General features: G+C 61.0%; 16 protein-coding genes and 1 tRNA gene. 11 read left to right on the top strand and 6 right to left on the bottom strand.

Annotated elements, in window-relative coordinates; all coding sequences use genetic code 11:
• Positions 1 to 100 precede the first annotated feature (100 nt).
• Positions 101 to 691 carry a riboflavin synthase gene (locus BMZ35_RS09160; protein WP_093093201.1) on the top strand — a complete coding sequence of 197 codons (591 nt, stop codon included), beginning with the start codon at positions 101 to 103 and terminating at the stop codon, positions 689 to 691.
• A gap of 117 nt (positions 692 to 808) precedes the next feature.
• Here the strand turns inward: BMZ35_RS09160 and BMZ35_RS09155 are convergent, their stop codons facing one another.
• Positions 809 to 1,861 (bottom strand): proline racemase family protein, encoded by a 1,053-nt coding sequence (locus BMZ35_RS09155; RefSeq protein ID WP_093093199.1) that lies wholly within the window; start codon positions 1,859 to 1,861, stop codon positions 809 to 811.
• 219 nt (positions 1,862 to 2,080) lie between these two features.
• Here BMZ35_RS09155 and ribB point away from each other — a divergent pair, with 219 nt between their 5' ends.
• The 4 genes from ribB to BMZ35_RS09135 all read left to right on the top strand — a co-directional run bounded on the left by ribB (position 2,081) and on the right by BMZ35_RS09135 (position 4,640).
• A complete protein-coding gene (gene ribB, locus BMZ35_RS09150) occupies positions 2,081 to 3,202 on the top strand; it encodes a 3,4-dihydroxy-2-butanone-4-phosphate synthase (RefSeq protein ID WP_093093197.1) in 1,122 nt (373 codons plus the stop codon).
• Between the two features lie 3 nt (positions 3,203 to 3,205).
• Positions 3,206 to 3,757 carry a 6,7-dimethyl-8-ribityllumazine synthase gene (locus tag BMZ35_RS09145; protein ID WP_093093195.1) on the top strand — a complete coding sequence of 184 codons (552 nt, stop codon included), beginning with the start codon at positions 3,206 to 3,208 and terminating at the stop codon, positions 3,755 to 3,757.
• Positions 3,754 to 4,224: a transcription antitermination factor NusB gene (gene nusB, locus BMZ35_RS09140; protein ID WP_093093193.1), complete on the top strand. Its 471-nt coding sequence runs from the start codon at positions 3,754 to 3,756 to the stop codon at positions 4,222 to 4,224. Before BMZ35_RS09145 ends, nusB begins: the two co-directional genes overlap by 4 nt.
• A gap of 107 nt (positions 4,225 to 4,331) precedes the next feature.
• Positions 4,332 to 4,640, top strand: a complete 309-nt coding sequence (locus BMZ35_RS09135) for a hypothetical protein (RefSeq protein ID WP_093093191.1) — start codon at positions 4,332 to 4,334, stop codon at positions 4,638 to 4,640.
• On the opposite strand, the gene BMZ35_RS09130 is transcribed toward BMZ35_RS09135, so the two are convergent.
• From BMZ35_RS09130 to BMZ35_RS09120, 3 genes are all read right to left on the bottom strand, one after another.
• Positions 4,641 to 5,333, bottom strand: coding sequence for a nitroreductase family protein (locus BMZ35_RS09130; RefSeq protein WP_093093190.1), 693 nt, complete (start codon positions 5,331 to 5,333; stop codon positions 4,641 to 4,643).
• Positions 5,334 to 5,433: 100 nt separating this feature from the next.
• Positions 5,434 to 6,261, bottom strand: coding sequence for a M90 family metallopeptidase (locus BMZ35_RS09125; protein ID WP_093093188.1), 828 nt, complete (start codon positions 6,259 to 6,261; stop codon positions 5,434 to 5,436).
• 275 nt (positions 6,262 to 6,536) lie between these two features.
• Positions 6,537 to 8,048: a trimethylamine methyltransferase family protein gene (locus BMZ35_RS09120; RefSeq protein WP_093093187.1), complete on the bottom strand. Its 1,512-nt coding sequence runs from the start codon at positions 8,046 to 8,048 to the stop codon at positions 6,537 to 6,539.
• 109 nt (positions 8,049 to 8,157) lie between these two features.
• Here BMZ35_RS09120 and BMZ35_RS09115 point away from each other — a divergent pair, with 109 nt between their 5' ends.
• A complete protein-coding gene (locus tag BMZ35_RS09115; RefSeq protein ID WP_093093185.1) occupies positions 8,158 to 8,610 on the top strand; it encodes an MmcB family DNA repair protein in 453 nt (150 codons plus the stop codon).
• An 84-nt stretch (positions 8,611 to 8,694) separates the two neighbouring features.
• Here BMZ35_RS09115 and BMZ35_RS09110 read toward each other — a convergent pair whose 3' ends face one another.
• Positions 8,695 to 8,883, bottom strand: a complete 189-nt coding sequence (locus tag BMZ35_RS09110; protein WP_093093183.1) for a DUF6324 family protein — start codon at positions 8,881 to 8,883, stop codon at positions 8,695 to 8,697.
• Between the two features lie 69 nt (positions 8,884 to 8,952).
• On the opposite strand from BMZ35_RS09110, the gene BMZ35_RS09105 reads away from it, so the two are divergent.
• From BMZ35_RS09105 to BMZ35_RS09090, 4 genes are all read left to right on the top strand, one after another.
• Positions 8,953 to 9,444, top strand: a complete 492-nt coding sequence (locus tag BMZ35_RS09105; RefSeq protein ID WP_093093181.1) for a GNAT family N-acetyltransferase — start codon at positions 8,953 to 8,955, stop codon at positions 9,442 to 9,444.
• 44 nt (positions 9,445 to 9,488) lie between these two features.
• A tRNA-His gene (locus BMZ35_RS09100) sits at positions 9,489 to 9,565 on the top strand.
• A gap of 363 nt (positions 9,566 to 9,928) precedes the next feature.
• Positions 9,929 to 10,108, top strand: a complete 180-nt coding sequence (locus tag BMZ35_RS09095) for a PKD domain-containing protein (protein ID WP_093093179.1) — start codon at positions 9,929 to 9,931, stop codon at positions 10,106 to 10,108.
• 101 nt (positions 10,109 to 10,209) lie between these two features.
• Positions 10,210 to 10,668 carry a hypothetical protein gene (locus BMZ35_RS09090; protein ID WP_093093178.1) on the top strand — a complete coding sequence of 153 codons (459 nt, stop codon included), beginning with the start codon at positions 10,210 to 10,212 and terminating at the stop codon, positions 10,666 to 10,668.
• A gap of 255 nt (positions 10,669 to 10,923) precedes the next feature.
• Here the strand turns inward: BMZ35_RS09090 and BMZ35_RS09085 are convergent, their stop codons facing one another.
• Positions 10,924 to 11,217 (bottom strand): DUF6476 family protein, encoded by a 294-nt coding sequence (locus tag BMZ35_RS09085; protein WP_093093176.1) that lies wholly within the window; start codon positions 11,215 to 11,217, stop codon positions 10,924 to 10,926.
• Between BMZ35_RS09085 and BMZ35_RS09080 the strand changes: the two genes are divergently transcribed.
• A complete protein-coding gene (locus tag BMZ35_RS09080) occupies positions 11,216 to 12,253 on the top strand; it encodes an RluA family pseudouridine synthase (protein ID WP_093093174.1) in 1,038 nt (345 codons plus the stop codon). The genes BMZ35_RS09085 and BMZ35_RS09080 overlap by 2 nt on opposite strands.
• Positions 12,254 to 12,259: the final 6 nt, after the last annotated feature.

Below are 12,259 nucleotides of genomic sequence, written 5' to 3'. Positions count from 1 at the left end.
GTTGCGTCAGAATTAAGGGGACATTATGCCTGAGCCTGGCGGGTTGTCATGGCGCGTTCGCAGGGATAGTTCTTGGGCAATCAAACGAGGGGATTGGCCTGTGTTCACTGGGATTATCACGGATATCGGAGAAATCCGCGACTTGGAAAAGCGCGGCGATCTGCGGGCACGGATCGCGACGCGGTACGACACGGGGGGCATAGACCTTGGGGCATCTATTGCCAGTGACGGCGTTTGCCTGACCGTGATCGCGCTGGGCGATGGCTGGTATGATGTTGAAATCAGTGCGGAAACCGTCTCGAAGACCAACCTCGGCGGCTGGGTTGCGGGCAAGCGTGTCAATCTTGAGCGCGCGTTGAAGGTCGGAGATGAACTGGGCGGGCATATTGTCTCGGGCCATGTGGATGGCGTGGCCGAGATTGTTGCCATGACGGATGAAGGCGACAGCACGCGTTTCACCTTCCGCGCGCCTGAAGCGCTGGCAAAGTTCATTGCACCCAAGGGGTCCGTCGCGCTCAACGGCACGTCCCTGACGGTAAACGAGGTGGACGGGTGCAATTTTGGTGTGAACATCATCCCGCACACCAAGGCAATGACAACCTGGGGTGACGCGCGAGTTGGGGATCTGGTCAATCTCGAGATCGACACCCTGGCGCGATACGTGGCCCGGCTCGCAGAGATGAATGGTTAACACGACCTGAGGCCCCCGAACGGCACGTCGGTATTGCGTCGGTATCGTGTCGGTATTGCATCGGTCACGGGTTCGGGCGCGAACCGAAGGTTAACGCGTGCGGTGCGGATGTGTACCTCACCACATGTCGCCAATTGTGTACCCTTTGGGAAACGGATCGGTTGGATCGAGCATGAAGCCCGATGTGCCGTAGATCCAGCCTTGTCCTGAGAGGGTGGGAACGATGGCATTGTAGGGCCCGACGGTGGTTTCCTCGACGATGCGCCCGGTGAAGGTGGTGCCCAGCGGCCCCGCAATGACATAATCCTGACCGACACCAAGTGCACCTCGAGCGTGCAGCACAGCCATTTTCGCACAGGTCCCTGTGCCACAGGGAGACCGGTCGAGGATGCCGGAGGCGGTGTGCGGGCTGGCCGGGTCGAAAGACCCCGTGGACAGGGTGATGGCGCCGCGCCCGTGGGTGGCGGGATCGGTGGGTGGGCCCCAGAGGTTGGTGATGGTCGGGCCGATGATGGCCGGGTTGTCGGGATGGGCGACGGGGAGCTGCTCGGCGGCGGCGTGGCGGATGGCTTCGGAGACGCGCAGGATTTCCGCGCCATTGTCGCCGTCCAGGTCGATGCCGAGCGGCGCGGCCTCGGCCAGAACGAAGAACATTCCGCCCCACGCGATGTCGACCGTCACCGGGCCGATCCCCGGCACGTCGATGCGTTCGTCGAGATGGATCGCAAAGGCAGGCACATTGCGGAAGGTGACGGATGTCACCTTGCCATGTACGCAGGTGGCGTGGACGCGGATAAGGCCGGCGGGGGCTTCGAGGGTCAATTCGGTGACCGGTTCGACCATGGGCAGGATTCCGGTTTCCAGCAGCACCGTGACCACGCAAATCGTGTTCGACCCGGACATTGGCGGGTATTCGCTTTGCTCCATGATGATGAACCCCATGTCCGCATCCGGGTGACAGGGCGGGACCAGCGCATTGCAGCAGAGGGCTGGGTGGCCGCGTGGTTCGCGCAGCATCAGCTGCCGAATGTCGTCATGGTGGGTCTGCATGTGACGCATCTTGTCAAATACGGTATGCCCCGGAAGATGTGGCAGGCCACCGGTGATCACACGGCCCGGTTCGCCTTCGGCGTGGGCTTCGACGGTGGTGAGAAGACGGGTCGTGCGCATCGGAACCTCCTTTGGGTGGGAAAAGTTTAGGCTGTGGGGCTGGGAGGGGGCCAGCCCCCTCGTTTGAAAATCCGGGATTTCCAAACTTCACCCCCGGGGTATTTCCAGAAAAAGAAAGTCTGGTGTTCCGTCGCGTTTCGCCGCGCTTTGGCCGTGCCGGGACTGGCAATCGCGCGGGGCTTGGGCTATCTGGGCCTCAATACTGGCCGGAGAACACATATGTCCTTTGAAAAGCCGGGCCCCGTCGAGCAGAGCTTGCGCGATGCGATCAGCCCGATCGAGGAAATCATCGAGGATGCGCGCAACGGGCGCATGTATATTCTTGTGGATCACGAAGATCGCGAGAACGAGGGTGATTTCATCATTCCCGCAGAGTTTGCCGATGCGGCGGCTGTCAATTTCATGGCCACCCATGGACGCGGCCTGATCTGTCTGCCGATGACGGCGGAGCGGATCGACCGTTTGGGGCTGCCGATGATGGCGGTGAACAATTCGTCGCGTCATGAAACCGCCTTTACGGTGTCGATCGAGGCGCGCGAGGGCGTATCGACAGGCATCTCAGCCGGCGACCGGGCGCTGACCATTGCCACGGCGATCAACGAACAGAACACCATGGCGTCCCTTGCCACGCCGGGGCATGTATTCCCGCTGCGCGCCAAGCGGGGCGGGGTATTGGTGCGGGCCGGGCATACCGAGGCGTCGGTGGATATCTCGCGCCTTGCTGGGCTGCATCCGAGTGCCGTGATCTGTGAGATCATGAACGAAGACGGCACGATGGCGCGTTTGCCGGAGCTGGTGGAGATCGCCAAGAAGCACGGTCTCAAAATCGGGACAATCAGCGACCTGATCGCCTACCGGTCGCGCAATGATAACCTCGTTGTTGAAACCTCGCGCACGACGGTGACGTCGGAATATGGCGGCGACTGGGAAATGCGGATCTTTACCGACCAGATCCATGGCGTTGAACATGTCGTGCTGATCAAGGGCGACATCACCACACCTGAACCGGTTCTGGTGCGGACCCATGCGTTGCACGAGGCGAGCGACGTGTTGGGGCTGGGGCCGAAATCGGTCAATGAACTCCCTTCGGCCATGCGCCTGATCGCGGAAGAGGGGCGCGGAGTTGTGTGCCTGTTCCGGGAACCGCGGCATAGCCTCTATGCTGATGAGGACGAAGGGCCGCGCACCATCAAGCATACCGGGCTTGGTGCGCAGATGTTGTCGAACATGGGGCTGAGCGCATTGGTACTGCTGACGGACTCGCCGCAGACCAAGTACCTTGGGTTGGATGCCTATGGTCTGAGCATCGTGGGCACGCGCCCGATTCTGACGAAAGGGTAAGAGATGGCAGGTGCAGAGAAACATTACATCATGCCGCGCGCCAAGTTCGATGCGCCGGTCAAGCTGTGCATCGTGATTTCGCCTTACTACAAGGACATTGCCGATAACCTTCTCGCCGGGGCCAAGGCCGAGATCGAGGCCGCTGGCGGAACTTATGAGGTTGTGCAGGTGCCCGGTGCGCTCGAGATTCCGACGGCGATCGGCATTGCCGAACGGATGAGCAATTTCGACGGTTACGTGGCGCTGGGCTGTGTCATTCGTGGCGAGACCACGCACTATGAAACCGTGTGTAACGACAGCAGCCGCGCGATCCAGATGTTGGGTTTGCAGGGCTTGTGCATTGGCAACGGCATCCTGACTGTGGAGAACCGTCCGCAGGCCGAAGTGCGCGCTGATCCTGCAGATCAGAACAAAGGGGGCGGGGCGGCTGCGGCGGCCTTGCATCTGATCGCGCTTGCCCGTAAGTGGGGCGGCCAGCGCAAGGGCGTGGGTTTTCTGCCCGAGTCCGAAGAGTACAAGATCGCTGGCGAGTTGAAGGACAACCCCACCGCATGACCCTTTCCGGCAACCAGAAACGCAAGATGAAATCTGCCGCACGGCTTTATGCCGTGCAGGCGCTGTTCCAGATGGAAAGCTCGGGCCAGACCGTGGACCAGGTGCGGGTGGAGTTCCTCGACTATCGCTTTGGCGCGGCGGTGGATGACAGCACGGACATGATCGAGGGCGATCAGGGGCTGTTCATCAAGACACTGGAAGACGCGGTGAATTTTCAGGCGCCGATTGACCAGATGACCGACCGGGCCCTGGTGGCGAAATGGCCGATCAACCGGATCGACCCGACATTGCGGGCGCTATTCCGGGCCGCCGGTGCGGAGCTGTTGCAGTCGGACACGCCGCCCAAGGTGGTGATCGTGGAATATGTCTCGATTGCGCAGGCGTTCTTTCCCGAGGGCAAAGAGGCGAAATTCGTCAACGCGGTGCTCGATCACATGGCACGCGAGGCCAAGCCCGAGGCATTCTGAGGCATCTGCGCGGCGGGAAGCCGCGCGGATGGGGCCATCAGGCGGAAGTGGCTTGCCATATGCGGCTACTGGAATATCATTGATCCTGTTCCAGCGGAGTCGTTGTCATGCCCAAGCTCATTCGCCTTTACATCACGCAAGTTATCGCCGGGTTCGGATTGTCGGCCCTGTTCGTGGGATTGCTGCTTTACGTCAATGTGGGCAACCTCTGGCACCTGGTGAGCACAACCTCGGGCGGTATCGTGGCGGTCGTGATGCTTTGGGTTTTCAACGGCATCGTCTTTGCGGGGGTGCAGTTCGGGATCACGATCATGCGCATGGCTGGGGACGACACGCCGGGCGGCGGAAAGCGAGATGACCTGCCGGTGATGCCACGCGAGATGGCGCCGGTTAAGGTAGCAGCCAAGCGGCGGTGATCATTCCCAGACAGACAGGATTTCCGACAGGGGCTTCTTGATCTTGGCCACGGTCGGGATGGTCGCGTGTTGCGCCGCGCGCCCGACGGCAAGGATCATGATCGGTTTCTCGGAAGCCGGACGCTCCAACGTGCCGTTGAGAAATTTCATCGGATTGGGCGTGTGGGTGAGCACCGAAAGGCCCGCGTGATGCAGGGCCGCAATCAGGAAGCCGCAGGCAATCCCGACGCTCTCGGGCACGTAGTAGTTCTTGTAGCGGGTGCCGTCCTCGAATTCGCCATAGCGCTGGGCAAAGACCACGATCAACCACGGGGCATCGGTCAGGTGGGGTTTCTGGTCGTTGGTGCCGATCGGTTCCAGCGCCTTGATCCATTCATCACCTGCACCGCCTGCGTAAAACCGGCGCTCTTCTTCTTCGGCTTCGGCACGGATGCGCGCCTTGAGCTTGGGGTTGGAAATCGCGGCAAAGGACCATGGCTGGTGATTGGCGCCAGACGGGGCGCGGCCTGCTGTAGCGATGCAGGTTTCGATCACGTCACGCGGAATGGGTGTCGTCTCAAAATCGCGCACCGTGTGGCGTTTGGACATGGTGTCGAAGAAGGCTTGGGAAGCTGCCCGCATTTCCGGATCGCTCAGGTCGATGTGGTCGGGCAAGGGGATCGGCTCAAAGGTGAGGTGGTCACGGGAAAACATGTCGCTTGGCTCGCAGTTGGCGTGGGGTGCCCAGAACGTGTGCCCAAACGTGGCGAGGTGCAAGGCTGGATTGAATACGATTTGCGGACCCGACTGCGTCTCAAGGCGCGTTCCACGTCGCGGGATCAAGGCGGAACAACAAGGAGAGTTGTTTGTAGATGTCCGGCTCGCCCTGTTTGAGAGTGACCGGGGTTTCAAAAAAAGCTTCAACGGCGACGGCAAAGAACTCCTCGTGTCCCTCGGCCCCATAAGGGTCAAGAACAGTGCGATGTCCGGCCATCACCTTTTTGACATGCGCGTTGTAGGCCGGGAGAAAGGCGCGCTCCCAGGCGGTATAGCTTTGCGCGGGATCGAGATTGGGCACACCGTCTGTATTCCCGGACAGGTCGTCGATCTGGTGGGCAAATTCGTGCAGCACCACATTATGTCCATCGGTGTCATCCAGCGCGCCGTGCTGGGTATGTGCCCAAGAGAGCACCACCGGCCCGCGTGACCAACTTTCCCCGGTTTGCACGATTTCGCGTTCCGTCACGACAAAGCCATGTTGACGGACCTGGCGGGATTTGAAGGCACCGGGGTAGATCAGGATCGTGGTCAGGTGTCGGTACCACGTGTCAGTATTGGCGATCAGCAGGCAGGCTTGCGCGGCGATGGAGAGGCGCATTTCCTCGCTGACCTCCAGTCCGTTGCAGCCGATGAAATCTACCTGGTCCAGAAAGGCGTTCATCTTGCCTTCGAACCTGACGCGAATGTCGGGCGGAAGCTTGCGGGTCAGCGGAACCTGCGCGGCGACGATGTCGCGTGCATCCTGGGAAAGAGGGGTGGTGAAAAGGCTTTTTCGATGCTGGCGACGGGTCCAGAATTGTTGGCCAACGCCAATCGCAACCAGGAGACTCAGGAAAAAGACAAGTGTGGGCACGGTGATCATCTCTGTGCGTTTGCCTGTTCAAGCTAGGCATCGCGAAAGCGAAAACAACCGTCAAAACGCAAAGGGGAAGTGGCGGGCCCGCAAACGCAGCCGTGGGGTTATCTCATTCCCGAGGACCTGTATATACAGGTGGGCGCCAGGTAATCAGGCCAGGACCTGAACAGAGCCAGCTCCCTCGGAATTGCTTAAGGCCACCGGAATGCAACCGTATCACGAGAAGGGCAGAACCCGCCAAAGACTTATCTAGTCGGGGTGCGTGCGCCGCACAAGGGGCGTCAGTCGAGAATCGGCGCGCCCCCCTCGGCGCGACGCCGGGCGATGAATGGCTCCAGCCGTGCGGCGCGTTCGGTGCTTCCCGGTGGGGGGGTGAAATCCTTGAGTATCTGTTGCCAGATTGCGGTGGCGCGCTCGTCCGAGCGCAGGCTGCCATTCTTTTCCCATGCGCCGTGGTTGGAGAGATCCGCAACAAGCGGCTGGTAAAAGGCGGTTTCATAGCGGTTCATGGTTTGGGCTGTTGCAAAGAAGTGGCCGCCCGGTGCGACCTCGTTCAGCGCGTCCCAGCCGAGTGAGTCGGCGCTGGTGTCAGGTTGGGTGCAGAGCGTGGCAATTGTTTGCAGCGCCTCGACATCGTTGATGAACTTCTCAAAGCCGAATGTCAGCCCGCCTTCGAGCCAGCCCGCAGCATGTTTGACCATGCCGGCATTGGCCATCAGATTGCCCCAGAGCGACATGTGGGTCTCGCCGGCGGCCTGCATGTCGGCGGTGTTGCTGGCCGCTCCGGCCGCGCCGCGCCACGGGAGGCCGACATGTCGGGCGAGTTGCCCGGTTCCAATCGACATTTGCACATGTTCCGGCGTGCCAAAGGCCGGGGCACCCGATTTCATGTCCACGTTGGACCCGAAACCGCCGATTACAGCAGGGGCGCCGGGGCAGGCCAGCTGGTTCAACACAAGAGCGCCAAGCGCTTCGGCATGTTGCAGGACGAGGGCTCCGGCGACGGTGATAGGGGCCATGGCGCCGGAAAGGCAGAAGGGCGTGATCACCACCACCTGTCCCGCGCGGGCAAAGTCGATCAGCGCCTGCGCCATGGGCCTGTCGATCAGGCGGGGCGAATTGGTGTTCACCACGGTCTCGACCCATGCGTTGTTGAGGAAGGTCTCTTCATCAAGGTCCAACGCGGTGCGGATCATCGCGAACCCGTCCTCGACCTGCGCGCGCCCGCGCCCGTAGATGAAGGGGAACTTGTCTGACAGGGTCAGCTGGGACTGCATCAGCACATAGTGGCGCAGATGCACGGGGATGTCCTGGGGTTCGCAGCAAGGGCCAAGCGTGTGCAAAACGTCAAGGCTCTGGGTTAGGCGCACCGCGTTTTCGAAATCGGCCTGGGTGCCGGGACGCCTGCCATGGATACGGTCCGAGGCGTTTGGACAGCCCGAGCCGGGGCCGAACAGAAGCGCGCCGTTTTCCATTTGGAGATCTCGCAGGGGATTGGCACAACACAGACGGAAAGACGCGGGGGCCGAGGCTATGGCGGCCTCGACCATGTCGCGCCCGATGAAAACCATATCTTCTTCGACACTCGCGCCACCTATTGCAAGGATATCGCGCGCCTCTTTCAGCAGGATCGACAGCCCCAGCTCTTCCAAAAGGCGCAACGCCATGGCGTGGATTCCGGCGATCTCGTCATCCGAAAACAGTGCATGCGGTGCAAACGGGTGACGCAGCTGCCGCCACTCAGGGCGATCCTGAACAAGCGGCGTTGGCTGGCGACGAGGGCGGCGGGCCATGGTGTCTCCTGTCTGAACAGCACCAGCCTAGGCCGTCCGGCACGTGTTTCTGGCCCGTTTGCGACATGCGGGGCTTGCCTTTTGTTCATGAATTGTTCACCAATGGGAAATGGATCAGGACTTGCAACCCGGACAGCTTCTGGCGCGCGGTGTCAGCCGCCACCTGCGCAGCCACGGCTTTGTGTCGATCGAGGAATTCGTTCCGGCGCGGGGATTGCGCGTGGATGTGATGGCGCTTGGTCCAAAGGGAGAACTATGGGTGGTCGAATGCAAATCCAGCCGTGCCGATTTCCAGACGGATTCAAAATGGCAGGGCTATCTGGAGTGGTGTGACCGCTATTTCTGGGCGGTGGATATCGCTTTTCCCACCGATCTTTTGCCCGAAGGGACCGGGTTGATCATGGCCGATGCCTATGATGCCGAGATCATCCGCATGGGGCCCGAAGACAAGCTGGCCACCGCGCGGCGCAAGAAACTGATTCAAAAATTTGCCATGGACGCGGCCCGCCGCTTGCATCGGTTCCGCGATCCCAGACTGCCAGCTCTGCCGGATGACGCGTAACGCGCCCTTGTTTTCCTTTTGCCAGAAATATCCCGGGGAATCGCGGCCGCGCCGCGTTGGGGCAGCGCCCCGAGTCCGGTGGTTTTACATCCCGACTTTTTCGGCGGCGGCAATCGCGGCGAGGATTTCTTCGGCGATTTCGCGGGCTTCGTCAGGGTCGAAATCCATGGGGATCTCGATCCCGTCCGCTTCGACAAAGATCCGCACGAACCCCTGGTCGGTCGGTCCGATCTGAAGATTGGCCTCGATATCGCGTTCGGTGTTGATGCCCATAACGGTTCTCCTGTGACTGACTTTCGGGTAGCGTGAAAGCGTGGGATTGGCAAGAAGTGCGGAAGTGTCATGTCCGAGAGCGATATCGTGTTGCGCCCGTTTGAAGCGGGAGATCTGGAATGGCTGGTCGAGGCCCATGCCCGGCTTTATGCGCAGGACGAGGGGTTTGATGAAACCTTCGGTCCGCTGGTGCGCGATATCCTGCAGGACTATCTGCAATCGCATGACCCGGCGTGCGAAAGCAGCTGGATTGCCGAGCGTGCGGGCGCACGGCTGGGCAGTGTTTTCTGTGTCCGAGGGCCGCAGTCGGGGCAAGCCAAGCTGCGCCTGTTTCTTGTGTTGCCAGAAGCGCGTGGGCTGGGGTTGGGGCGTAAGCTTCTGAGCACCTGCATGGCGTTTGCCCGAGACAAAGGGTATCGCGGCATGCGGCTCTGGACGCATGAAAGTCATCGCGCGGCCTGTGCGCTTTATGCCGGGCACGGTTGGCAAGTGACGTCTTCAAAGCCGGTGCGCTCTTTCGGGGTCGATCTGGTCGAACAAACTTGGGAAATCGCATTTTAGGTGCTTGCATTCGCGCGCGGGGGGCGATAAATCGCCCGAACAGTGCCGCCTTAGCTCAGTTGGTTAGAGCGCTGGATTGTGGATCCAGAGGTCCCCCGTTCAAGCCGGGGAGGCGGTACCATTCCTACAAAATGCGGAACAGCCACCCCGTCGGGACGACATCTGTGCTTTGATAAAGTGCAGGTTTTTGCGGAGTTTTTTTCCAATTCTGACCCAATGGTCCGAGCCTTGGGCTTTTGTTTTCGTCAATGTTTCTCGAGAAGCGGCAGTCGTGAAAAACTTACCAAATTGTCGCATTTGCCGAACGATGCAAGCTAGCGGATGAAAACCTTAAAAGCTTTTTGAACACGCATTTTGGCGGGAGTGCAGGAACGTTTGGCCCTGCGACTGGAAAACGAATAGGGCGCGCGGCCAGTGTAGTGGGCTTGATCGCGGTGCCGGTGCTGATCGGCAGTGCGGCAGCAGGGCTGGATGCGCGCCCGCGGTGGATGCAGGGCCGGACAGGGAAACCCCGGTCGGGGCGGCACATGTCATTCTGCGCTTTGACGCCAGCGCCGCACGCGACCCGGACGGGCAGGGCCTGTTGATCAGCTGGGATTTCGGTGATCTGACCAATGTTGCCGGTGCGGTGGCGCGGCGTCGCTTTGCCAGCGCCGGAGAGTAATCCGTTACGGTGGCGGCGCGCGACAGTACGGGGCTGGCCTGTGGTGTGGCCACGGATACGGCGCGGATCATCGCGCGCTTCCGGCAGCTGTCTCAAAACTGATGCGCTTTTCACTTCCGCTCAAGTTCTTCCTGTTCGCTGCACTGGTGGCAGTGGTGCCGCTGTCGCAGGTTGGTCATAACCTTGTCCAGATTACCCGGGACCAGTTGAAAAAGCGCAGCCAAAGAGGACCTCACCGGGGGTGCGGCCGAGGCGCGGGGCGTGTTTGGCAGCTATTATCAGGGGCGCTGGCGTTGCCATTGATGGTGATCCGGTCGGGGGTCGATAATCCTGATCTCGACATGGCTCAGAAAGTGCCGCTTCTGACGCTGGGAATGGAGCAGCTTGAAGGGGTCGTGGCGTTGCAACTCAGCCTCGAAGACTCGGATATTCCGATGCTGGTTTCGGATCAGGGTTTTGCCAGAAGCTGGCCGTGGGGAGCAAAGCCTTGGGCCACGTGGTTCTGGGGGCGATGGGAGCGCGCTCGCGGATGGATTATTCGGTGTTGTGATCTACGGTAAACCTTGCCACGCGACTTTGCGGCAAGGCGGGACCTTGGCAGGTTCTGGTGGATCGCGCGACGTCGGACCTGGCGGATGCCGATCTTGCCATCAGTGAACATCCCCCCATGGAGTATCAAAGGATACACCAATCCTGTGCCCATCTATCTGGCTGATTTTCACGGCTGAGGCACAGAAGCCGTATTCAGGCTCCTGTCTTTCTTTACTTAAAAATATCTCGGGGAATCGCGGTCTTGCCGCGATGGGACAGCGCCCCTATTTCACCTCGATTTCCTGTCGAAGTGCGCCGGTGATGCGGTCAAAGATCAGGATGCGGTCATCATCCGTCACCACCGCAAACCACCCTTCGGCCGCCGTGACCGCGTGGGCGCGTGCGCCGTCAGGCAGGGTGATGTCTTCGGGAAGGACCGGGCCGCTGTCACGGAAACGGATGACAATCAGGGCAACCACCACTACAAGCCCGACAATCATCACCCCTGTCAGCCCCGTCACCATGAGGCGCAGGACCTTCAGATTGGCCGGTTCGACCGGTTCCGGAGACTGATCCATGTCCGATGCCCTTGTATCTTTCGAGATTGCGGAGAACCCGCCCAAGCGCCTTGATAAGGCGCTTTCGCGCGATGTGCCAGAGGCGGCGTCCCTGTCCCGGACGCGGCTGGCGCGGTTGATCGCGGAGGGGGCGGTGCGCGTGAATGGGGTGGTTATCAGTAATCCCAAGGCCGGGATTACGGAGGGCGACACAGTGGAAATCTCGGTGCCGCAGGCTGAGGAGAGCCACATCGGCCCCGAGGATATCGCTTTGAATGTGGTGTTCGAGGATGACGACCTGATCGTCATCAACAAACCTGCGGGCATGGTCGTGCATCCGGCACCCGGTACGCCGAATGGCACGCTGGTCAATGCTCTCATGCATCATTGCGGCGACAAACTTTCGGGCGTGGGTGGCATGAAACGTCCGGGTATCGTGCACCGTATCGACAAGGACACCAGCGGCCTTCTGGTGGTGGCGAAGTCCGACCCGGCGCATCAGGGGCTTGCAGCGCAGTTCGAGGCGCACAGTGTCGAGCGCTATTACCGGGCGATCTGTTACGGTGTGCCCGACGCCAACGATCCGCGCCTGCGGGGGGTGCGGGGCGTGAGTTTCGAACCCGGTAATATCATGCGCATCAACACGCACCTTGCTCGCCACAAGACCGACCGTCAGCGGCAGGCGGTTCTGTTCGAGGGCGGGCGGCATGCGGTGACGCGGGTGCGGATCGTGGAGCCGCTGGGGCAACCGGCGGTGGCCGCGCTGGTGGAATGCTGGCTGGAAACCGGACGCACGCACCAGATCCGGGTGCATATGGCTCATGCCGGACACGGGTTGATCGGGGATCCGGTCTATGGCCGGCGGCGCAAGCTGGCGGAAAAGGCGATCGGGACAGGTGGTGCGCTGGCGGCGCGCAGCTTTGCGCGCCAGGCGCTGCACGCGGCTGTTCTCGGGTTCGAGCATCCTGTCACGGGCGAGTCGTTGCGTTTCGAAGCGCCGATGCCGCAAGACATGTCGGACCTGCTTGTTGCGCTTGGGGGTGAGCGGGGTCGCTGAGGCGTT

The sequence above is a fragment of the Shimia aestuarii genome, assembly GCF_900114635.1.
GTDB classification, from domain to species: domain Bacteria; phylum Pseudomonadota; class Alphaproteobacteria; order Rhodobacterales; family Rhodobacteraceae; genus Shimia; species Shimia aestuarii.
Note: the sequence above shows the minus strand (reverse complement) of the source record. Positions and strands in the feature narration are given on the sequence as shown.